The organism is Trichococcus palustris (assembly GCF_900114465.1).
Lineage (GTDB): Bacteria > Bacillota > Bacilli > Lactobacillales > Aerococcaceae > Trichococcus > Trichococcus palustris.
Genome location: NZ_FOTD01000015.1, coordinates 18,928 through 40,432, shown reverse-complemented (window position 1 = coordinate 40,432; position 21,505 = coordinate 18,928). Strand labels below are relative to the sequence as shown.

21 protein-coding genes and 1 pseudogene are annotated in these 21,505 nt (G+C 47.2%); 21 read left to right on the top strand and 1 reads right to left on the bottom strand.

The genetic code is table 11. From position 1 onward, the window contains the following. Nucleotides 1-271: 271 nt before the first annotated feature. The 18 genes and pseudogenes from mutM to BM101_RS10130 all read left to right on the top strand — a co-directional run bounded on the left by mutM (nt 272) and on the right by BM101_RS10130 (nt 17,388). A complete protein-coding gene (gene mutM / locus BM101_RS10215) occupies nt 272-1,108 on the top strand; it encodes a DNA-formamidopyrimidine glycosylase (protein WP_087032936.1) in 837 nt (278 codons plus the stop codon). Nucleotides 1,109-1,118: 10 nt separating this feature from the next. Continuing rightward, nucleotides 1,119-1,718: a dephospho-CoA kinase gene (gene coaE, locus BM101_RS10210; RefSeq protein WP_087032934.1), complete on the top strand. Its 600-nt coding sequence runs from the start codon at nt 1,119-1,121 to the stop codon at nt 1,716-1,718. Between the two features lie 94 nt (nt 1,719-1,812). Further along, a complete protein-coding gene (nrdR, locus tag BM101_RS10205) occupies nt 1,813-2,337 on the top strand; it encodes a transcriptional regulator NrdR (RefSeq protein WP_087032932.1) in 525 nt (174 codons plus the stop codon). Beyond that, on the top strand, nt 2,334-3,767 hold the full coding sequence (locus BM101_RS10200) for a replication initiation and membrane attachment family protein (RefSeq protein WP_087032930.1): 1,434 nt from the start codon (nt 2,334-2,336) through the stop codon (nt 3,765-3,767). Before nrdR ends, BM101_RS10200 begins: the two co-directional genes overlap by 4 nt. Then, nucleotides 3,767-4,693, top strand: a complete 927-nt coding sequence (gene dnaI / locus BM101_RS10195) for a primosomal protein DnaI (protein WP_087032928.1) — start codon at nt 3,767-3,769, stop codon at nt 4,691-4,693. Before BM101_RS10200 ends, dnaI begins: the two co-directional genes overlap by 1 nt. 401 nt (nt 4,694-5,094) lie before the next feature. Beyond that, nucleotides 5,095-7,029 (top strand): threonine--tRNA ligase, encoded by a 1,935-nt coding sequence (thrS, locus tag BM101_RS10190; RefSeq protein WP_087032926.1) that lies wholly within the window; start codon nt 5,095-5,097, stop codon nt 7,027-7,029. Nucleotides 7,030-7,519: 490 nt separating this feature from the next. Then, nucleotides 7,520-8,710: an amidohydrolase gene (locus tag BM101_RS10185; RefSeq protein ID WP_087032924.1), complete on the top strand. Its 1,191-nt coding sequence runs from the start codon at nt 7,520-7,522 to the stop codon at nt 8,708-8,710. Nucleotides 8,711-8,730: 20 nt separating this feature from the next. Next, on the top strand, nt 8,731-9,288 hold the full coding sequence (folE, locus tag BM101_RS10180; RefSeq protein WP_087032923.1) for a GTP cyclohydrolase I FolE: 558 nt from the start codon (nt 8,731-8,733) through the stop codon (nt 9,286-9,288). A gap of 39 nt (nt 9,289-9,327) precedes the next feature. After that, a complete protein-coding gene (gene folP / locus BM101_RS10175) occupies nt 9,328-10,152 on the top strand; it encodes a dihydropteroate synthase (RefSeq protein WP_245825725.1) in 825 nt (274 codons plus the stop codon). Continuing rightward, nucleotides 10,145-10,513: a dihydroneopterin aldolase gene (gene folB / locus BM101_RS10170; protein ID WP_087032921.1), complete on the top strand. Its 369-nt coding sequence runs from the start codon at nt 10,145-10,147 to the stop codon at nt 10,511-10,513. Before folP ends, folB begins: the two co-directional genes overlap by 8 nt. Next, a complete protein-coding gene (gene folK / locus BM101_RS10165; RefSeq protein WP_087032919.1) occupies nt 10,514-11,008 on the top strand; it encodes a 2-amino-4-hydroxy-6-hydroxymethyldihydropteridine diphosphokinase in 495 nt (164 codons plus the stop codon). It abuts the gene before it with no gap. Between the two features lie 279 nt (nt 11,009-11,287). Further along, nucleotides 11,288-11,794: a translation initiation factor IF-3 gene (infC, locus tag BM101_RS10160; RefSeq protein ID WP_087032917.1), complete on the top strand. Its 507-nt coding sequence runs from the start codon at nt 11,288-11,290 to the stop codon at nt 11,792-11,794. Between the two features lie 29 nt (nt 11,795-11,823). Next, nucleotides 11,824-12,024, top strand: coding sequence for a 50S ribosomal protein L35 (gene rpmI / locus BM101_RS10155; RefSeq protein WP_087032916.1), 201 nt, complete (start codon nt 11,824-11,826; stop codon nt 12,022-12,024). A 69-nt stretch (nt 12,025-12,093) separates the two neighbouring features. Next, nucleotides 12,094-12,453, top strand: coding sequence for a 50S ribosomal protein L20 (rplT, locus tag BM101_RS10150; RefSeq protein WP_087032914.1), 360 nt, complete (start codon nt 12,094-12,096; stop codon nt 12,451-12,453). Between the two features lie 104 nt (nt 12,454-12,557). Further along, on the top strand, nt 12,558-13,643 hold the full coding sequence (locus BM101_RS10145) for a M42 family metallopeptidase (RefSeq protein ID WP_087032913.1): 1,086 nt from the start codon (nt 12,558-12,560) through the stop codon (nt 13,641-13,643). 255 nt (nt 13,644-13,898) lie between these two features. After that, nucleotides 13,899-15,320, top strand: a complete 1,422-nt coding sequence (gene hemG / locus BM101_RS10140) for a protoporphyrinogen oxidase (protein ID WP_245825723.1) — start codon at nt 13,899-13,901, stop codon at nt 15,318-15,320. Nucleotides 15,321-15,596: 276 nt separating this feature from the next. Next, nucleotides 15,597-16,336: pseudogene (locus BM101_RS10135) on the top strand (MBL fold metallo-hydrolase). Between the two features lie 44 nt (nt 16,337-16,380). Further along, nucleotides 16,381-17,388, top strand: coding sequence for a lipoate--protein ligase (locus BM101_RS10130; RefSeq protein ID WP_087032909.1), 1,008 nt, complete (start codon nt 16,381-16,383; stop codon nt 17,386-17,388). A 215-nt stretch (nt 17,389-17,603) separates the two neighbouring features. Here the strand turns inward: BM101_RS10130 and trpS are convergent, their stop codons facing one another. Beyond that, nucleotides 17,604-18,596: a tryptophan--tRNA ligase gene (trpS, locus tag BM101_RS10125; RefSeq protein ID WP_087032907.1), complete on the bottom strand. Its 993-nt coding sequence runs from the start codon at nt 18,594-18,596 to the stop codon at nt 17,604-17,606. Between the two features lie 385 nt (nt 18,597-18,981). Here trpS and spxA point away from each other — a divergent pair, with 385 nt between their 5' ends. The 3 genes from spxA to BM101_RS10110 all read left to right on the top strand — a co-directional run bounded on the left by spxA (nt 18,982) and on the right by BM101_RS10110 (nt 21,502). Further along, the gene (gene spxA / locus BM101_RS10120; RefSeq protein WP_087032906.1) at nt 18,982-19,380 is read left to right on the top strand and encodes a transcriptional regulator SpxA; all 399 of its coding nucleotides are present in this window, start codon (nt 18,982-18,984) and stop codon (nt 19,378-19,380) included. A 183-nt stretch (nt 19,381-19,563) separates the two neighbouring features. Further along, nucleotides 19,564-20,226 carry an adaptor protein MecA gene (locus BM101_RS10115; protein WP_245825701.1) on the top strand — a complete coding sequence of 221 codons (663 nt, stop codon included), beginning with the start codon at nt 19,564-19,566 and terminating at the stop codon, nt 20,224-20,226. 88 nt (nt 20,227-20,314) lie between these two features. Further along, nucleotides 20,315-21,502, top strand: coding sequence for a competence protein CoiA (locus BM101_RS10110; RefSeq protein WP_087032904.1), 1,188 nt, complete (start codon nt 20,315-20,317; stop codon nt 21,500-21,502). The last annotated feature ends 3 nt before the right edge of the window (nt 21,503-21,505 follow it).

Sequence of the window (21,505 nt, the reverse complement as noted above, 5' to 3'; positions counted from 1 at the left end):
TACACAAGTCAGACCTTCGGAAATTAGATAAATCGTACCCATTGCGCTCTGCGATGCTCATTTGCATGGTAGTCTTAGGAATTCATTCCTTAGACTACCAGTACAAGGCGACTGCAAGGAGCGTTGCCACCTTTACGATTTCCTAAATTGTCATGACTCTTACGATTTCAATCGCTTAGAGGCATGATACACTTGACCGTCTAGGTCACAGTGTTTCCTTACCAAGGTCTGGGCGGACTTGTTCCGCTTTTATTAGAAAGGGGATGATCCTATGCCTGAATTGCCTGAAGTTGAAACAATCAGAAAAGGACTGAATCAGTTGATAACGGGAGCTGTCATCATTGACGTCGCCGTTTTTTGGGACCGCATGATCACACCGCCTTTTTCAACGGGAAAATTCAAGAAAGCCTTGCGCGGCGAAACAATCCACACGGTTGAAAGACGCGGGAAGTATTTGATTTTCCTGCTGGACCATTGGGCGATGGTTTCCCACCTGCGCATGGAAGGGAAGTATGAAGTCAATCATTCCGGTGATCCGATCCAAAAGCATACCCACGTCATTTTTTATTTGGCGGACGGCCGCCAACTGCGCTATTTGGATGTCCGCAAATTCGGCCGCTTCACCTTGCTGCCGATCGACAAACGCGAGGAATATGAGCCCTTCAAAAAAATGGGGCCGGAGCCGGTTGCCGACTTCTTTAAACTGAATGAGTTCCGGAAAGATCTTTCCAAATCAAGCCGGGTCATCAAGGCGGTCATCCTCGATCAAAATATTGTGGCGGGAGTCGGGAACATCTATGCCGATGAATCGCTGTTCCAAGCGAAGATAAATCCTTTGCAGCCGGCGAACACCATCGGACCGGCTGCAGCGAAACGATTGCGCGATGCCATCATCGATGTAATCGGTCGTGCGGTTGAAGCGGGCGGATCGACAATCCGGACGTACAAAAACACGCTGGGTGAAGCCGGGAAATTCCAGGTCTCCCTTGCCGTGTACGGGCAAACCGGAAAACCCTGCCCCCGCTGCGGCCACCCGATCGAAAAAATCAGGGTGGCACAAAGGGGCACGCACTATTGCCCGCATTGTCAAAAAATGAAGAAAGCGTGATGAGTGCCACATGAGTTATATTTTAGGCCTGACGGGAAGCATCGCCACCGGAAAATCCAGCGTTTCAAAAAGTTTCTCGGCTGCCGGATTTCCGGTTGTGGATGCCGATTTGGGGGCGCGAGCGGTGGTTGAACCCGGTACGCCGGGATTGGCCGATATCGTGGCGCATTTCGGCGCGGAATTCCTCTTGGCGGATGGTTCCCTCGACAGGAAAAAGTTAGGGTCAGTCATCTTCGCGCACAAAGAAAAACGCACCCTGTTGGATCGTTTGATGAAAAATCATATCCGTGAGTGGATCCACTCAGAAATGGGAAAGCGGGCATCAGAAGGCCACGCATTGATTGTCCTGGATATCCCGCTGTTGTTCGAGGCGGGTTACCAAACCGAGTGCGATGGCGTTATGGTCGTCTATGTGCCGGAAGCAATCCAATTGCAACGGTTGATGGCCCGTGACCATTTGACGGAAACGGAAGCCCGCCAACGGATCAGGAGCCAACTGTCGATCGAAGAGAAAAAGAAACGCGGAGATTTCGTCATCGACAATTCGGGGACGCCGGAGGATACCGAACGACAATTGCAAAATTGGTTGATCGAAAACAAATTTATCTAGTCTCAAAAAAGCCCAAAAGCCATATTTTCAAGGCTTTTGGGCTTTGGTTATGCTATAATGAATAATAAAAATCGTTTGAAAAGGGGGAGCTCAGATGCAATGTCCGAAATGTCAATATCATGGTTCTCGCGTAGTGGACAGCCGTCCAGCTGATGAGGGGAAGGCCATTCGCCGCAGAAGAGAATGCGAAAGATGTCATTTCCGGTTCACCACATTCGAAAGAATCGAACAGACCCCGCTGCTTGTCATCAAGAAAAATGGAACCCGCGAAGAATTCAGCCGCGAGAAATTATTGCGCGGGTTGATCAGATCCAGCGAGAAGAGGCCGATCGCTTTGGAGCAATTGGAGAATGTCGTAAATGAAGTGGAAGCAGAGATTCGTGCCCTCGGCGAAAATGAGGTTTCCAGCATCGTAATCGGGGAGCATGTCATGGATAAACTCGCCAAAATCGATGATGTGGCCTACATTCGCTTTGCGAGCGTATACCGTCAATTTTCGGACCGGAAAACCTTCCTGGAGGAATTGGAAAACATGGAACGGAAAACGGCTCGTCCGCCTGCGACGCCAGCAGATGAACTTCCGAAGCAAACGAGCGAAGGAAAGGAAGACGGTGAATGAGTTATCCTTGGCAAAGTTTAAGCCCGAAAGACCCCTTTGTGGTCCGCCAAAATAGCCTGGTTTCTGATGTTCATCGTAAAATAGTGACCTTTTTGTATCAGCCGATCATTGGCTCCACGGCCTATAGCCTCTATATGACGCTCTTGACGGAAGTGGATCCTGAAAAACATTGGAGCCCCGGCCTGCTTCATTCAGAACTGCTGGCCTTATTGAACATCGGTATCCCTGAATTTTATCAGGCACGGGTGAGACTGGAAGGCATCGGCCTGCTGAAGACTTATCTGCTCCATGAACCGGGGAAGCAGTACATCTATGAAGTACAATCGCCCCTTTCCAGTTTTGATTTCTTCCATGATGACTTGATGAGCCTGCTGCTGTACGAAAAGGTAGGGGAACGGAAATATCTTTCCCTGCAGGAACGCTTCAGCAGCCAGAAGGTGGACAAAGGAAAGGCGGAGGAAATCACCAAATCCTTCCTGGATGTCTATTCCTTCTCGGAACGTTCATTTACGGAACGGAGCGGCCTGAAACAGCGTGCGGGTGATTTGATTGAAAACGACAATCGGACGGCGCCTGCTATTGACGGCAGGACGTTCGATTTCACTTTTTTTCATCAATTGTTGAACAAACAATTCGTCAGCCAAGATTCGATCACGAAAGAATTGGAGCATACCATCACGGTCCTGCATACGCTGTATGGATGCGATGAAATGCAGATGTCCCAATTTGTCCTGCAGGCTGCCGATATCGAAACGGGCAAGGTGGATGGCCAGGCGTTGCAAAAGATTGTTTCTTCCGCGTACGAACAAAAATTCCAGACGCGTCTGCAGGTCAAGGACAAGGTGGCAGAAACAATCGAAGATGCACGCGGTAAAGCCGATGTGCGGGTGAAAGATCTGCAGCAGTCCCACTATTCAAAAAATGAGATTGCCTTGATCCAAGCCAGCGAACAGTTGCCGCCGCATTTCTTTCTGAAGAGCATCAAGAAACAGAAAGGCGGCATCGTCACAAGCGGGGAGAAGCAGATTTTGAATGATTTGATGCAACAGGCTGCCATCACACCGGCTGTTTTGAATATTTTGGTCCACTATGTATTGGTCATTCAGAATCGCCCTAACTTGGCAAAGAACTTCGTGGATTCCATCGCGAGCGATTGGCTGCAGGCCGGAGTCAACACGCCGGAGCAGGCGTTGGCGAAGGCGAAGCAATTTGCCGGTGAAATAAAAGCAAAGGCCGAAAAGCGTGCAACGAATCGCACCATCGCGAAGAATTACGGCAATCCGGTCATCCGTAAGAAAGAGACTTTGCCGGATTGGGCTCAGGCGGACAGCAAAATCCATTTGGAAACGCCGTTGTCTGAGGAAGCGCAAAAGAAAATAAATGAACGCATCAAGAAATTGAGAAGTAGCGGAAAGGCAGGGGATGAATGATGGAACCCATCGGCAGAGCTTTCAGTAAATATATGAACAATCCTGAGATCAGCCAACGCTACAAAGCGATGATCGCCATGATCATGGAGGACGGCGATGTACAGCATTTCTTTCAGGAACATCAAGACAAGCTGACACAGGAAATCGTCGATAAAAGCTATTCGAAGCTGTACGAATACGTGCAGGAAAAGGAAAAAATAAAGGCGGGCAAGGAATCGCAGAATCCCGGCTATGAACCGCATCTGGCCTTGAACGCCGGCTACATCGATGTTGTTTACACACCGACTGCAGAAACCTTGGCGAAAGTGAAGGAGAAGGAATTGAGGAGCCGCATCCATTCCATGTCCATGCCGAAAGACGTGCGGAATGCGACCTTCAAAGACTTTGTCCAATCGAATGAACGGATGTCCGCGATTTTGGAATCGCTGAATTTCATAGACCAGTACAACGAGAACCCGAAGGCGCATCACCAGGCGCTGTATTTCGTCGGGCCGTTCGGTGTAGGGAAATCCTATCTCTTGGGAGCCATCGCGCATGAATTGGCGTTGACCGGCCATGTGACGACACTGATGCATTATCCGACCTTCACCATGGAAATGAAACAGGCCATCCAAAGCAATACGGTGAATGAAAAAATCGATGCCGTCAAAAAAACGGAAGTCCTGATGCTGGATGATATCGGGGCGGAAGCGAACTCAACCTGGATCCGCGATGAAGTGTTGGGTGTAATCCTGCAATACCGGATGCAGGAGGATTTGCCGACCTTCTTCAGTTCGAATTTCACGCTGAATGAGCTCGAAGAGCATTTCCGCATGGGCAACAGGGGTGATGACGAACCGATCAAGGCGAAACGATTGATGGAACGCATCCGTTTCCTGGCAAGGGAAGTCGCGATCAAAGGGAAAAATCGCCGTTTCGAAAGTTAAGGGCGATAGCGGAAATAATGCTTGAAATCCATTCGTTTTAGTGTTTAAATGGAATACAGATGAAAGAATAGCAAAATCGATGAGAAAGATACCTTTAAATAAACTGATTTTTAGCGAGGGATGGGTTGGTGCGACATCTCAATCACTTATTTATTGACCACTTTCGAGAGATTCCCTGAACTTGAAGTAGGGGGAAACGGTACGCTCGTTATCGCGTTCAAGTGAGAATGAGACAGGGATCTTAACGGGTTTTTGTAGCACTCTTGAATTTGGGTGGAACCACGTAGACACGTCCCATTTCCGGCTAAGGCTGGAAATGGGCTTTTTTTTGTATCTTTTTTGTCAAAACCCAGCGGCACTCCCTAGCGGAGGAGCCACATAAAAAAATTGGAGGAATCAGCATGTCAGAAATCAAAATCACTTTCCCTGATGGCGCCGTAAAAGCATTCGCTGCCGGCGTAACCGTGGAAGAAGTAGCAAAAAGCATCAGCAACAGCCTGGCCAAGAAAGCCTTGGCCGGAAAATTCAACGGTGAGTTGGTCGACTTCACCCGCCCATTGGAAATGGACGGTGTCCTTGAAATCGTAACGCCGGATCACGAAGATGCCCTTTATATCCTGCGCCATTCGACTGCCCATTTGATGGCACATGCCTTGACGCGCCTGTTCCCCGGCATCCACTTCGGTGTGGGCCCGGCAATCGAATCAGGCTTCTACTATGACACCGACATGGAAGTGCAGCTTTCCGAAGAGGACCTTCCGAAAGTCGAAGCTGAAATGATGAACATCGTCAAAGCGAACTATCCGATCGTCCGCCGCGAAGTGAGCCGTGAAGAAGCATTGGCCTTGTTCGCAAGCGATCCTTACAAAGTCGAGTTGATCACAGCTCTGCCGGAGAACGAAACCATCACCGTCTACACGCAAGAAGATTTCACCGACCTATGCCGCGGCATCCACGTGCCGTCGACCGGAAAAATCCAAGTCTTCAAATTATTATCTCTTGCCGGCGCATACTGGCGCGGGAATTCAAACAACAAAATGATGCAACGCGTCTACGGAACTGCGTTCTTCGACAAAAAAGCCTTGGCTGAATTCATCAAAATGCGCGAAGAAGCGAAAGAACGCGACCACCGCAAATTAGGGAAAGAATTGGATCTGTTCATGATCGCCCCTGAAGTCGGTTCCGGCTTGCCGTTCTGGTTGCCGAAAGGCGCAACCATCCGCCGCACATTGGAACGCTATATCGTCGACAAAGAAGTGAGTTTGGGTTATCAACACGTCTACACGCCGATCATGGCGAATGTGGAACTGTACAAGACATCCGGTCACTGGGATCACTACCATGATGATATGTTCCCGCCGATGGACATGGGCGACGGCGAAATGTTGGTATTGCGCCCGATGAACTGCCCGCACCATATGATGGTCTACAAAAATGATATCCACAGCTACCGCGAATTGCCGATCCGCATTGCCGAATTGGGCATGATGCACCGCTATGAAAAGAGCGGCGCCTTGTCCGGCCTGCAACGCGTCCGCGAAATGACGTTGAACGATGCCCACGTTTTTGTGCGCCCGGACCAGATCAAAGATGAATTCAAACGCGTCCTGCAATTGGTCATGGATGTCTATAAAGATTTCAAAATCACGGATTACCGTTTCCGTCTGAGCTACCGCGACCCTGAAGACAAAGTGAAATACTATGACGATGACAACATGTGGAACAAAGCTGAAGCGATGCTGAAAGAAGCGATGGACGAATTCGGTCTGGAATATTTTGAAGCCATCGGCGAAGCGGCTTTCTACGGCCCTAAACTGGACGTGCAATTCAAGACTGCCTTGGGTATCGAAGAAACGATGTCCACCATCCAGTTGGACTTTCTGTTGCCGGAACGCTTTGACCTGACTTATGTCGGGGAAGACGGCGAAAACAACCACCGTCCGGTCGTTATCCACCGCGGAGTCATTTCGACGATGGAACGTTTCGTGGCTTACTTGATTGAAGAATACAAAGGCGCTTTCCCGGTTTGGTTGGCCCCTGTTCAAGCAACGATCATCCCCGTAAACTTGGATATGCATGCCGATAAAGCCTACGAATTGAAAAACAAAATGGAACAGCTGGGCATGCGCATCGACGTTGATGACCGCAATGAAAAAATGGGTTACAAAATCCGTGCTTCACAAACGCAAAAAATCCCGTATCAATTAGTTATCGGGGATCAAGAATTGGAAAACGGCACAGTAACCATCCGACGCTACGGATCCAAAGAAACAAACACAGTTACCGTTGAAGAGTTCTTCGCGTCTGTGCAAGATGAAATCAAAAACTTCAAATAATCTTATCAAATCCACATCTACGCAGGCGAATCATGATACAATAACCTTCAGGTAATGTAGACTGAATCCTGTTTGCTCGAAAGAGGTCTGGGACATTGCTTTATATGTCCCGGGCTTTTTTTGTTTATAGCTAGGAAGCATAATTTTTTTGATATAAGAAGCACATCACTGTTGGTGTTTAACAGATTCCTAATTAGTTTCACGCCACAACATGATGTCTAGCGGTCCAAGCCTGCCTCTCGGAAACGAAAGATGAAGGAACCTCTTGGCTCTATGAGCCAAGACATACTGTTCGACTAACCTGCTGACGCAGGAAGTCTCTCAGCAATTGCGCGGTTTGCTCATTTGCGTGGTAGTCTTAGGAATTCATTCCTTAGACTACCAGTACAAGGCGACTGCAAGGAGCGTTGCGTCCTTTAAATTTCTGTCGAGGCAGGGCGGGCTTGGACCGCTTTTCTTGAAATGACTATATAGGGAATGAGGGGTTTTTATGTTAAGAGATAAATTAATGAACATGCTGAATGAGCGTGAAGAAGAAATGATTTCCTTACGCCGTCATTTTCACGAATATCCTGAAATATCTTTCCAGGAAAAAGAGACGTCCGCTTTTATTGCCCGGTTTTATGAAGGCAAAGAGGTGGAAGTGCATACGCATGTCGGGAACGGCTATGGCATCGTCGTGACGATCAAAGGGAAGAACCCCGGCAAAACAATCGCATTGCGGGCCGACTTTGATGCCTTGAAGATCGAGGAGCAAACCGGATTGCCGTTTGCATCCAAAAATCCGGGCGTCATGCATGCCTGCGGGCACGATGGGCACACAGCCTATCTGCTGGTTTTGGCGGATTGCTTGATCCGACTGAAGGATGAATGGGACGGAACCGTTAAAATCGTTCATCAACATGCGGAAGAGCAAGCCCCGGCCGGAGCGAAGAGCATCGTGGATTCGGGTCTGCTGGATGATGTCGATGAAATCTACGGCATCCATTTTTATCCGGATTACGAAACGGGCACCATTTTCTATACAAGCGGTTATGCCTATGCCGGCTGCAGCGACATCAACGTGCACATCCAAGGAACCGGCGGACATGGTTCGGCACCGCATAAAGCGAATGATGTGATCGTGGCAGCTTCCAGCTTCGTCATGAATCTGCAGACCATCGCCTCCCGCCGCATCAATCCGTACGATATGGCGGTTGTGACGATCGGTTCTTTTGAGGGCGTCGGCAGCAGCAATGTCATCAAAGACAACCTGATCCTGCGCGGCGATGCCCGTTACATGGATCTGGAGGTCGGCAAAGTCATCGAAGAACATTTCCACCGTATCGGCCGCGGCCTGGCGGAAATGTACGACGTGAAGGTGGACATCGAATATAATTCCGACTATCCGCCTTTGTATAATCATCCGGAACAAACGGCCAAGGCCATCGCGGTCCTGGAAAAAGAAGGGATCGGGGATTATCTGGATACGGTCGTTGCCGTTCCCGCCAATACGGGAGCCGAAGACTTCGGGCAATATCTGTTGAAGATACCGGGAGCTTTCCTGAATGTGGGCGCACGCCCGGAACAGGCAGAGGTCTTTGACAACCATCATCCTAAGTTCGACATAAATGAAAAATCTTTACTGGTTGCTGCAAAAGCGGTGGGGGACATCACGCTCGCAGCCTTGCTAGCAAAATAGCCACTTGAGGAGGAAATAGAATGGATTTAGAAAAGATAGAGTCTGCGGTTTATCAAATACTGGAAGCGATAGGGGAAGATCCGAATCGTTCCGGATTGCAGGATACACCGAAACGGGTAGCACGCATGTATGCGGAGATTTTTTCCGGTGTCGAAAAGGACCCCGCTGAACACGCGAAGGTGGTTTTCCATGAAGATACCGATGAAATCGTATTGGTGAAAGATATCCCTTTCTACTCCACTTGCGAACATCATCTGGTTCCCTTTTTCGGGGTGGGGCATATCGCCTACATGCCGAAAGACGGACAAGTGATCGGTTTGAGCAAACTGGCCCGCATCCTGGATGAGGTCAGCAAGAAGCCTCAGATCCAGGAAAGGATCACGACCACGGTGGCGGATATCCTGATGGAGCATTTGGATCCGCAGGGGGTCATGGTGGTGCTGGAAGCCGAGCACATGTGCATGACCATGCGCGGCGTGAAGAAACCGGGCAGCAAGACGGTGACGTCGGCGGTCCGCGGTGCATTCAAGCAATCATTCAAATCCAGAAGCGAAGTGCTGGAATTAATCAAATTATAAGAGCAGTTTAACTACGGAGGAGGTTTTTCCTTGAAACTTGTGACAAAAGCAAAAACCTATGATTTGTCAAAGCGCAGCTATATCATGGGCATACTGAACGTTACGCCGGATTCTTTTTCCGATGGCGGCGAATGGAATACGCTCGAAGCGGCCGTTGCCCATGCCATCGAGATGGTGCGTGACGGGGCTGATTTCATCGATATCGGCGGGGAATCGACCCGTCCGGGACACACCCAGATTTCCGATGAAGAAGAAATCGCGCGCATTGTGCCGGTCATCAAAGCCGTGAAAGCGGCAGTGGCTGTCCCGCTTTCCGTCGATACGTATAAATCGGCGGTGGCCCGTGCCGCCTGCGAAGCGGGGATCGACATCATCAATGATATCTGGGGCTGCAAATACGACCCTGAGATTGCGGCTGTCGCAGCCGAATTTGATGTTCCGATCATCCTCATGCACAACCGCGAAGCAGCGGATTACAATTTCCTGATCGAGGACATGATCCAAGATCTCTCGGAGAGCATGCGGATCGCTTTGGCGGCAGGGGTTCCCAGACACAACATCATCCTGGATCCCGGGTGCGGATTTGCGAAGACGTTTGAAGACAATCTGAATGTGATCCATCACTTGCGCCGTTTCGCCGACTTGGGTTACCCGTTATTGTTGGCGACTTCGCGCAAACGATTTATCGGAACGGTGCTGGGGGATGCACCCTTCAAAGAACGCGATGAAGGGACTGCGGCCACCACTGCTCTGGGAATCATGAACGGCGCCCACATATTCCGTGTCCATAACGTAAAGGCAAATGCTGACGTAGCCAAAATGATGGATGCCATGCTAAAAAAAGGAGATAGTCCCATTGGATAAAATATTTTTGAATAACCTGCAATTTTATGCTTTTCATGGATTACACCCGGAGGAAAAGAAACTGGGTCAACGATTCAACGTGGATGTCATCCTGTACACCGACACAAAAACAGCGGGCTACAGCGACAAAATGGAGGATTCGATCCATTACGGGCATGCTTACAAAGCGGTGAAGGCCGTCGTGGAGGAGGAAAACTTCAATCTGATCGAAGCGTTGGCGGAACATATCGCCATCGCCCTGCTTCAGAAATTCGATTCGTTGCAAGCTTGCCGCGTCAAAGTGATCAAACCTGATCCGCCGATTGTCGGGCATTATGATTCCGTTGCGGTGGAAATTTACCGTGAAAGGGAGATAGGCTAGATGACAGTCGTTTACATCGCCTTGGGCACGAATTTGGAGCCGCGCAAGGAACATTTGGAGAAGGCCCTCCAAATGTTTCAAAATATGCCCGCTTTACGGGTAAAACAGATCTCTTCCCTCTATGAATCAAAACCGGTCGGCTATCTGGACCAACCGGATTTCTTGAATCTGGTTTTCGCAGCGGAGACCGATTTATCTCCTTTGGCTTTATTGGACGCCTGCCAAGGTGTGGAGAACGAATTGGGCCGTATCCGGACCATCCGTTTCGGCCCAAGGACATTGGACGCGGACATCGTCCTTTTCGGTGATGCTGTCATCGCCGAAGAGAGGCTGACGGTGCCGCATCCGCGCATGCAGGAACGCACCTTCGTGCTGTTGCCGCTGCAGGAACTGGCTCCCGATCTGGTCGTACCGAAACTGGAGAAGACCGTTGCAGAACTGGCCGCGGCGTTGCCGTCGGAAGAGCTGGCAGGCATCTGGCATTACCGCAAATAAGCCTTCATTCGAAAAACTTGCCGTTGGCCGAAAAGGTGGAAAAGAAAATTTCTCGCGGAATAAGCTTGACTATCCGGCCGGGGCAGGGTATACTTTAAAAGTTGAGAAATTAAGCAGAGGCGCCCGCTTCTCGCCTAAGTAGACGAATCAGTCCTTGGGTTAGATATGTACAAGTAACTTGTTTTAAACAAGTCTGGTCGGCGGGTTATTATAATCCGCCGATTTTTTCTGCGTCCTTTCTCTCAAATATCATGGAGGTGAACGACCATAGCAAAAGATATGATGGTTAACGACGGCATCCGTGCCCGCGAACTACGTATTATCGGTAGTGACGGCGAGCAACTAGGAGTCAAATCGAAAAGTGATGCATTGCAGATTGCAGAAGCAGCAAATTTAGATTTAGTTTTGGTATCGCCAAATGCAAACCCGCCCGTTGCCCGTATTATGGATTACGGTAAGTTCCGTTTCGATCAACAAAAACGTGAACGTGAAGCCCGTAAAAACCAAAAAGTGGTAAGCATCAAAGAAGTCCGTTTAAGTCCTTCCATTGACGAGAATGATTTTCAAACTAAATTGCGTAACGCTCGTAAGTTTTTAGAAAAAGGCGACAAAGTAAAAGCATCGATCCGTTTCAAAGGACGTGCGATTACACATAAAGAGATCGGACAAAGAGTCCTTGATCGTCTTTCGTCTGAACTTACCGATGTGTCCACAATTGAATCTCATCCTAAGATGGATGGCAGAAGCATGTTCTTGATGTTAGCCCCGAAATCAACAGAGAAATAATTTTTAATTTAATTTAGGAGGAAAGACAAATGCCAAAACAAAAAACTCACCGTGGTTCCGCAAAACGTTTTAAAAGAACTGGTAACGGCGGACTAAAACGCTGGAGCGCTTTTACAAGCCATAGATTCCATGGGAAAACAAAGAAACAAAGACGTCAATTGCGTCAAGCTTCAATGGTTAGCCCATCTGATATGAAACGTATCAGCCAACAATTGTCACAAATGAGATAATTCCAATTAAACCAAATTAACTAAAAATACGAAGATAGAACCTAGCGTTCTAATAAGGAGGAAATCACTATGCCACGTGTTAAAGGTGGGACAGTAACCCGTAAACGCCGTAAAAAGATTATTAAATTATCTAAAGGTTATTACGGTTCAAAACATACATTATTCAAAACAGCTAAAGAACAAGTAATGAAATCTTATACTTATGCTTACAGAGACCGTCGTCAAAAGAAACGTGACTTCCGTAGATTATGGGTCACTCGTATCAACGCGGCTGCTCGCATGAACGGCTTAAGCTACAGCACATTGATCCACGGATTAAAACTTGCTGGTATCGAAATGAACCGCAAAATGTTGGCTGACTTAGCAGTTACAGATGCTGCAGCTTTCACAGCGATCGCTGACCAAGCTAAAGACGCTTTAAACAAATAATTTTATGATCGTCGTTTCTTCAGTCCTGGACTGGGAAATGGCGATTTTTTTTAGTCCAGAAAATGATATAATAGATGGTGACTAAAAGGAAGCGGGGGATTTTTGTGGAGGAAAAAGAATTACAGATGCTGATCGATCTGACGGATGCGCGCGGTGTGCCCGGCAACGAAGGAGAGGTGCGTGATGTTTTCAAACGCTATGCCGAACCGTTTGCCGAGGAGTTCGTGCAGGATGGACTAGGCGGGGTGTTTGCGAAGCATACGGGCGATGTTGAAGGGCCAGTCGTTTTGCTGGCCGGACATCTGGACGAAGTGGGCTTCATGGTGACAGCGATCACGGATAAAGGCTTCATCAAGTTCCAGACGCTGGGCGGCTGGTGGGGGCAGGTCATGTTGGCGCAGCAAGTCGAAATAACCAGTTCCAAAGGCGAGCGATTCCATGGCGTCATCGGTTGTAAACCGCCGCATGTGCTGACTGCCGAAGCACGCAAAAAACCATATGAGGTCAAAGACATGTTCATCGACATAGGCGCCTCTTCAAAAGAGCAGGTGCAGGAATGGGGCATCCGTCCCGGCGATATGATTACACCGTATATTGGCTTCAAACGGATGAACGGTTCGAAGTACCTATTGGCGAAAGCGTGGGACAACCGCGTCGGGACCGCTGTTGCCATCAAAGTCCTGGAAAAACTGGCGCAAGAAGGGCATCCGAATGTGCTCTTTGCGGGAGCAAACGTGCAGGAAGAGGTCGGCTTGCGCGGCGCAAAAACGGCGACGCACATGATCCGTCCGGACATCGCCTTTGCATTGGATACGGGCACAGCCGGGGATACACCGGGCATGACGCCTCAGGAAGCCGATTCTGAATTGGGCAAAGGACCGCAGTTGCTGATTTTTGATGCATCGATGATTCCGCATCGCGGCTTGCGCGATTTTATTGTCGCGGTTGCGGAGGAATGCAAGATTCCTTTTCAATATACAGTCATCGCGGGAGGTGGAACGGATGCCGGTTCGCAGCACCAAAGTCTGGACGGCATCCCATCCTTCGCCATCACCGTCCCAGTACGCTATCTGCATTCCCATACTTCCGTCATACATGAAGATGACTATCTGAACGCTGTGAAACTGGTGACTGAAGTTGTAAAACGATTGGATACGGCGGCCATCGCAAAAATTAGAGCGAATGTCTGATTCGACCGGGATTCTGATCGAACGCGTCCAAAAATCAACTGTTTTTCATCGATAGACTACCGGATGACCAACCAGAAAAAGATGGTCATCCGGTAGTTTATTTTCTTCGGAGGCAAAATTTTTCGAGACGCCATCGCTTCCGTTCCCATCGCCCTAGCGACCATCTGTCGAAAAGTATCCACATATTTTTATGAAAAAGTAGAGTAATATAGTAGAAAAGGTTGTTTTGCAAAAGGAGGTGACAGGTTGGAACGAGTGAACAGGAAAATTGCCATCATCGGCGGCGGGCTGAGAGGGTTGACAGCCGCTTATGAAATCGATAAGGCTATCAGGGACAAACAACTTCCCTTCGAATATATGATCATTGAAGAGCGGGCGCGTGTCGGCGGAATGATCCGAACAATCGAGGTGGATGGTTTTGCTGTCGATACAGGCGCCTCTTCATTTGATTTGAGACGCGCTGATGTCAGGGGCTTCCTGGAAGAACTAGGTTTATCTGATGACATACAATTCAACGCAGGCGGTAATATGACGCTGTTTGACGGAAATGAATTTGTTGGAGCCATCATTCCTACTTACCATGGTTTGCCGCTCTTTTTAAATGACATCTGGCATGAAGAGGCACTATCCTTTGGTTCAAAAATAAAATCGATCCTGAACGGGATGTTTTTCAGCAAAAGCATCCATGAGGATCCCAAATATTCCACAGATAAATTCTTGGAATTTCGGCTGGGCCGTGAATTCGTGGATTATATAGCTGAGCCTTATTTCCCGGAGAATATATATGGGTCCATGGAATTGATACCAGTCAAGCAATACGACAAGAACTTGGTTGCGTTATATGCCAGGACGGGCCATAAGGAGAAATCGGAAGCTGTCATCAAAAAATATGCCGACGGTCCGGGAAAAGAATATACACTGAAAAAAGGCATGTCGTCACTGGTGGATGCGTTGGGTCGGAAAGTGGACGGGCATGTCTATTTGAATCAAAAGGTCACGGGAATGGAGGTTCGAGGAGAAGGGAATATCGTATTGGAGTTGAACGGCCATGAACCCATCCGGATGGGCAGCGTAATCGTTGCCACCAACGCGCAGGATACCCACAGATATATAGAGCGTGCCATTGCGGATATCCCTTTTCCGGAACCAATCAGCACCAGTATGGGTACGTTATTATTTCAATTGGATAAAAAATCCATCGGGAAAATGCCGGTCGGCAGCGGCTTTGTCATCCCACGAAAAAGCGCCTACCATATAACGAAAGCAACCATTTTGAACAAAAAATGGTTATCCTTTGAGGAAGCGCCGAAACTCTATTTGCTGGTTGAATTTGGCCGCAGACAAGAGGAAACGCTTGTAAAATTGACGGATGAAATCATCATCGACATCCTAAAAAGAGAATTGAAAGAAATACTGGAGCTGACGTCCGAACCGCATTCTTCCAAAGTTTACCGTTGGAGCAGTGCCGTACCGCATTTCAGTCTGCACCAGCGCAAAGACATGATAGCGGACGGTTGCAGCATGGAGCAACGGTATGCCGAAAAAGGGATTTTTCTGGGAGGGAATGGCTTAAAAGGGTACGATATGTCGAATGCCATCGCTGAAGGAAAGCAGTTGGCAGCCGATGCAATCCAGCATATGTTGGAAACGGGAAAAAAAAATAATCCTTCCGCATAGCAGGAGCGCGCACGCGGAAGGTGTGACACAGCGGTTTCATCTGTATTGGTTTCACAAACAGATGGAACTGTTTTTTTTGCCTGGGCATATCGATAGCATTTGGTTGGATAATTGGTATAATGGAAAAGTGAGTTATGATAACCTGTACCATAAATAGGAATAAACTGTATTTTTTATTTTTATGGAGTCAATTTTTTTTTGCGAGACAAACAGATTGCTAATGTCCTGATAATCCTGTATCTTCTATATATATTGAATAATGCTGGAGGGGAAAAAATGGAACTGACTATTTTGGGTTATATGGGTGGTTATCCGACGAAAGATGTCGGGACAACATCCTATTTGTTGACTTCCGGGGAATACAGACTTTTGATTGATGCAGGAAGTAATGCGCTGCTCACTTTGGAGCACCATTTGGATCCCTTGGATTTGGATGCTGTGATCCTGACGCATTATCACGCCGATCACATTGCCGATCTGGGGGTCTTGCAGTACACCTTTCAATTGAAAGAAGCCGCTGAAGGGAAAAAAAAAAGATTTTGCCCATCTATGGCCATGCGGAATCGGATTTCTTCAAGCTGTTGGATATGCCGAATGTCAGCGAAGGGATCGCCTATCAAGGCGAAGAGACGTTGACGGTAGGGCCGTTCCGCATTCAATTCATGAAAACAATTCATCCGGTCCCTTGTTACGCAATGCGCTTCGAAGAAATAAACACGGGGAAAGTGTTTGTCTTTGGGGCAGACTCTGCCTACCTGCCGGCATTCGTTCCCTTTGTCAAAGAGGCGGATTTATTTTTGGCGGATACGAATCTGTTCAACGGGAATGAAGGGCACCCTGCTCATATGACAGCGGCTGAGGTCGGGAGCATCGCAGAGGCAGGGGAGGTAAAGGGCCTTGTATTGACGCATCTTCCGCAAAAAGGCGACTTGAATGTGCTGTTGGAGCAAGCAAGAGCGGCCGCGCCATCGGTTGCCGTCAGCCTTGCAGCAAAACATCGCATCATTACAATTTGATCTTAAATAAAAAAACTATATTCAGAATGGGAGCGAGAAGCAGCATGTACTTTGTAGATAATCAAAATCAGTTAGACCCCAGCGTAAATATCGCATTGGAAACATTCCTGTTGAAGGAAAAAATTTTGGATGAACCGATCCTGCTGTTCTATATAAATGAACCGTCCATCATCATCGGTAGGAACCAAAATACCATCGAAGAGATCAATTCGGAGTACGTCGAAGAGAAGGGCATCCATATCGTCCGCAGAATGTCCGGCGGTGGAGCTGTCTATCACGATCTTGGGAACTTCTCATTCTGTTTCATCACCAAGGATGATGGGGACTCCTTCCGGGATTTCGGGAAATTCACACAACCGGTCATCGCCTTCCTGCATAGTGTCGGCGTGAAGGATGCCGAACTGAAAGGCCGTAACGACTTGGTCATCGGCGACAAAAAATTCTCGGGAAACGCGATGTATGCGACGAACGGCAGGATGACTGCCCATGGCACCATCTTATTCGATTCTGATCTGGATGCGGTAAGCAGCGCTTTGAAACCCAGAAAAGATAAGATCGAATCAAAAGGGATCAAATCGGTCCGCAGCCGTGTAACCAATATCAAACCTTTCGTGGATGAACCATACCAAAAAATGACGACGGAAGAATTCCGTGACTTGATGCTGCTCTACATCTTCGCTGTGGACAGCCGTGAAAAAGTGAAAGAATACCATCTGACGGAAGAAGACTGGAAACGCGTCTACGAAATCCGCGAGGAATACTTCGGCAACTGGGATTGGAACTACGGTAAATCGCCTAAATTCGAAATCGAAAAGCACCATCGTTTCACGATCGGTTCAATCGATGTCCGCCTGAACGTGGAAGATGGCCATATCCAACATCTGAAGATCTATGGCGACTTCTTCGGACTTGGCGAAATCAAAGATGTGGAGGATGCCTTCATTGGCGTGAAATACGCGAAAGAAGACATTTTAGCGAAACTCAACGAGATCGATACGAAAAAATACTTCGGCAATGTTACGCCTGAGGAATTGGTCGAAGGATTGTATTAAGAAGAGTGCGATGAATCGCGTTTAGACACCCGGACGTTGGAGAAACCGACTTTTCGTTTACCTCTTTTGTGGACGAAAGCCGGTTTCGAAACGGAAGTGGTGTCTGCGAATCAGAACACGTTTAGGCAGAGTGCGAGCATTTTCGTTTATGATCAATCGTTAGGGAATAGGAAAGAGGCTAAGACAAACTTAATGTCTTAGCCTCTTTCTTTAACTTATCTGTGCAGTCCAATTGCGTTTTCCATGCGCTTCAGTGTTTCAGAGGCAACGGCATTCGCTTTTTTGGCACCTTCATCCAGGATGTCATCCAACTCTTTGGAGTTCAATAATTCATAGTAGCGGTTTTGCATCGGTTCCAATTCGGCGACGATGGCATCGGCCAATTTCTCTTTGAAGTTGCCGTAGCCAGAGCCCGCAAATTCTTCGACCAGCGCAGGAATCGTTTTTCCTGTGAAAGCGGAGAAAATGGTCAATAGATTGGAGATGCCTGGTTTATTTTCTTTATCATACTCAATCACGCCGCTTGAATCGGTAACGGCACTCTTGATTTTTTTGCGGATGGCTTTCGGTTCATCCAATAGGGAGATGAAACTTTTCGTATTCGTGTCCGATTTGCTCATTTTACTTGTCGGGTCTTGGATGCTCATGATGCGCCCGCCATCCTCGGGGATCATCGGTTCCGGCATCGTTAGGATGGCTTTCCCGTTTCCGTATTTGTTGTTGAAGCGTTGCACGAAATCGCGCGTCAATTCCAGATGTTGTTTTTGATCCTCGCCGACCGGAACAAATTCGGTATTGTAAAGGACAATGTCCGCTACCATCAATGGGGGATAGGTCAAAAGGCCGGCCGAAACGGTTTCTTGTTTGGCGGATTTGTCTTTGAATTGGGTCATTCTTTCCAATTCACCAAGGTAAGTATTGCATTGGACGATCCAAGCTGCCTGGGCATGGGCAGGGACTTCCGATTGGATGAAGATGGTCGATTTCTTAGGGTCGATGCCCATTGCTAAATATAAGGCTGCAAGTCCGCGGGTTCTCTCAGTCAAGGTCTTTGGATCTTGAGGGACGGTAATCGCGTGTTGATTAACGATGCAGTAGGTACAATCATAGTCATCTTGGCGTTGCACAAATTGTTTCATCGCACCAATATAATTACCGATGGTGGGAATACCGCTTGGCTGAACGCCAGAAAATATTTTCTTTTTCATAAAATCCTCCTAGGGTTAAGTACGTCGCAATTTATTATAACTCAAATACGAAATGCTTTCACGATTTTCTTCTTTTTGGAACAGGTGCATTCGGACGGTTGGGATGGAAGCGTTTTATAAAACAGGTAAAATTTATTGGAGGAATTGTTATTAAAATAGATTTAGTATAAACTGAAAAAATAACTTATTAATTGTAAACGCATAGAAATGTTGGTGCAGGAGAATTTTCGGCATTTTTACTTATTCTTCCCAAGTTCATTTGTGTCTGAAATGTGACGAAAAATTGTATAGACAACAAAAAAAAGGATAGCTATTCATAAAAAAATGGTTTATAATAATAAATGTAAGTAGTCAGAAAAAAACTTACAAAAAAGGAGAGATAGAGATGGTAACCTTATATACTTCCCCAAGTTGTACCTCTTGTCGTAAGGCACGTGCATGGTTAGAAGAAAACAATATACCTTATACTGAAAGAAACATATTCTCCGAACCTTTGTCACAAATCGAAATTAAAAATATCTTGAAAATGACCGAAGAAGGTACTGAAGAAATCATTTCTACTCGTTCCAAAGCATTTCAAGAATTAAATATTGACCTAGATGAGCTACCTTTAAATAACCTCTTCGCTTTAATCCAAGAAAATCCAGGATTGCTGCGCCGTCCGATTATTTTGGATGAAAAGAGATTACAAGTAGGGTACAACGAAGACGAAATCCGCCGCTTCCTGCCGAGAGAAGTCCGTGCGATGGAATTGCAAAAAGCACAGAGATTGGCAAATTTCTAGCCGATCGACAATTGAAAAATGATATTGTTGCAAGTACACTGAAGAAATTTGGTATGCTTGCTTTTTTGATGGAAATTCGAAGAATTGAGGGATAAGTTGAAAGATTATATGCTTTTGTCTTTACATTTTTGCGATTTGATTTACAATGGTTATAACAAAAAAGGAAGAAAAGTGGGGTGAAGCATGATGGAAATGGAAAATATTAACGAAAACACAATTCGCGTTTTGATTGAGAATTCTGATTTAGAAGAGAGAGGTATTACCTTCCTTGATTTATTGGGAAATCAAAAGCAAATTGAAAGCTTCTTTTATAGTATCTTAGAGGAAGTGGATGTTGATAATCAGTTTCACGAATCGGACGCCATTACATTCCAAGTGCTGCCTAATGGTAATGGATTAGAATTATTCATCAGCAGAGGCATGAACGGCGACGAGGATTATGAAAATGTGAATGGTTCCAGCCAATTAGAACATGTCGTGGATTATATAAAGAAACAGACGAAAAACTTCAACGAACGTGAGAAGAAGGCTTCCGAAATGGATGAAGACGACATGGCTCCGGTCGAAGTGGTATTCAAGTTTCAGTCGTTTGATGATTTCTTAGAATTGGCGAAACGGATGTTTTTGGAAAGCGGCGTCTCCAGCCTGTATTACTACGATAAACATTACTATCTGGCCGTCGTTTACTTCATCGATGAAATGACGGAAACCAATCTGGATACTGAAATTCTCAAGGCGTTGGAATTTGCGGAAGAATCCGACATCGCCACCGAAGTTCTTAGCGAATACGGGAAATTGGTCATTCAAGACAATGCTTTGGAAGTTGCCAGACACTATTTCAAATAATCATACAAGATCTGATCGCTGATGCGGTTGGATCTTTTTTTTTATTTTAAAAGGAAATACGAAAGGTGGCGAATAATAGGAATGAGGGATGAATGAAAGGGAGGCGTTGACTGTGTTGATTGCATTGGATGAAAAGGATCAGCCGCTTTATGCAGAACAAGCACAAAAAAGGATCCGCATGAATGCCGGCGGAACGTATTATTGTCCTTGTTGTAAGGGAAGGGTGATGTTCAAAAGCGGGGAATATATGTCGGCTCATTTTGCGCATTACCATGCTGAGAATTGCGCCGCCTTCACTGAGGGCGAGACGGCGGCGCATCTAAAAGGGAAACGGATGCTGCTGGAAAAGTTTCGCGTAGAAGGGTTGCCGGTCTTGTTGGAAAGCTGGTTGCCCGAATTGACGCAACGACCCGATTTGTTGATACGCCCCGAATCGGGAAAACCGATTGCGATAGAATATCAATGCAGCCCCATCGCCTTTGCCGAGTTGAAAGGACGAACGGAAGGCTATCGGCAAAACGGCTACCATGTTTGGTGGATATGCGGGATGGATTATCAGCCGCGCCACCTGACGCAAAAAATCTTTCAATTTCTGAACCATTCCAACGAAGGAGGCTGTTGGTTCAGCCTGTTGGACAGCGAACGGGAGGAGCTGCAGCTCTGCCATAACTTCAGGATAAGCGGAACGAATCAATTAACCTTTGACAAAGCCGTCTTTCCTTTATGCGGCTTGCCTTTTCCGGTCTTGGAGCGTCTGTTCAACAAAGGGGAATTCCCTCCCGCTTTTTATCCTAAAAAGAAAGGCAGAACGGCAGGAGGGAAAAGGACCTATATGCAGCCGAAAGACATCAACCTGTTGCGCTATCGAACGGATCTGGAGCATAAAAAATTTCTGCTGAAAATATATTTGAACCGGGAGGCGCTGCACCAATTGCCCGCCTTGCTTTTTGAATATCCCTTCCATTCGTTGTCGTTCATCACGCCTATTTATATTTGGGGGTATTATTTGCTGCAGGAAATGATTTCCCAAGGAGAAAACGCCAGCTTCACAAAGCAAGATGTTCTAAAATGGATCCGCCAGTTTCTTGCGTCGAAAATGATAAGGAAACGCGAGACCGTTTTTATGAAAGAGGAGAATGATTGGGCGTCGGTCCTCTCTTTCCTGAAGCGGTTGGAGGGGGAACAGTATCTTGTCGCTGTCGGCGAGAATCAATGGCTCTTGCTGAAGTTGCCGGAAAAGGGGAAGACCAATTGTCTTTTCCAGAATCTTCAGTAAGGA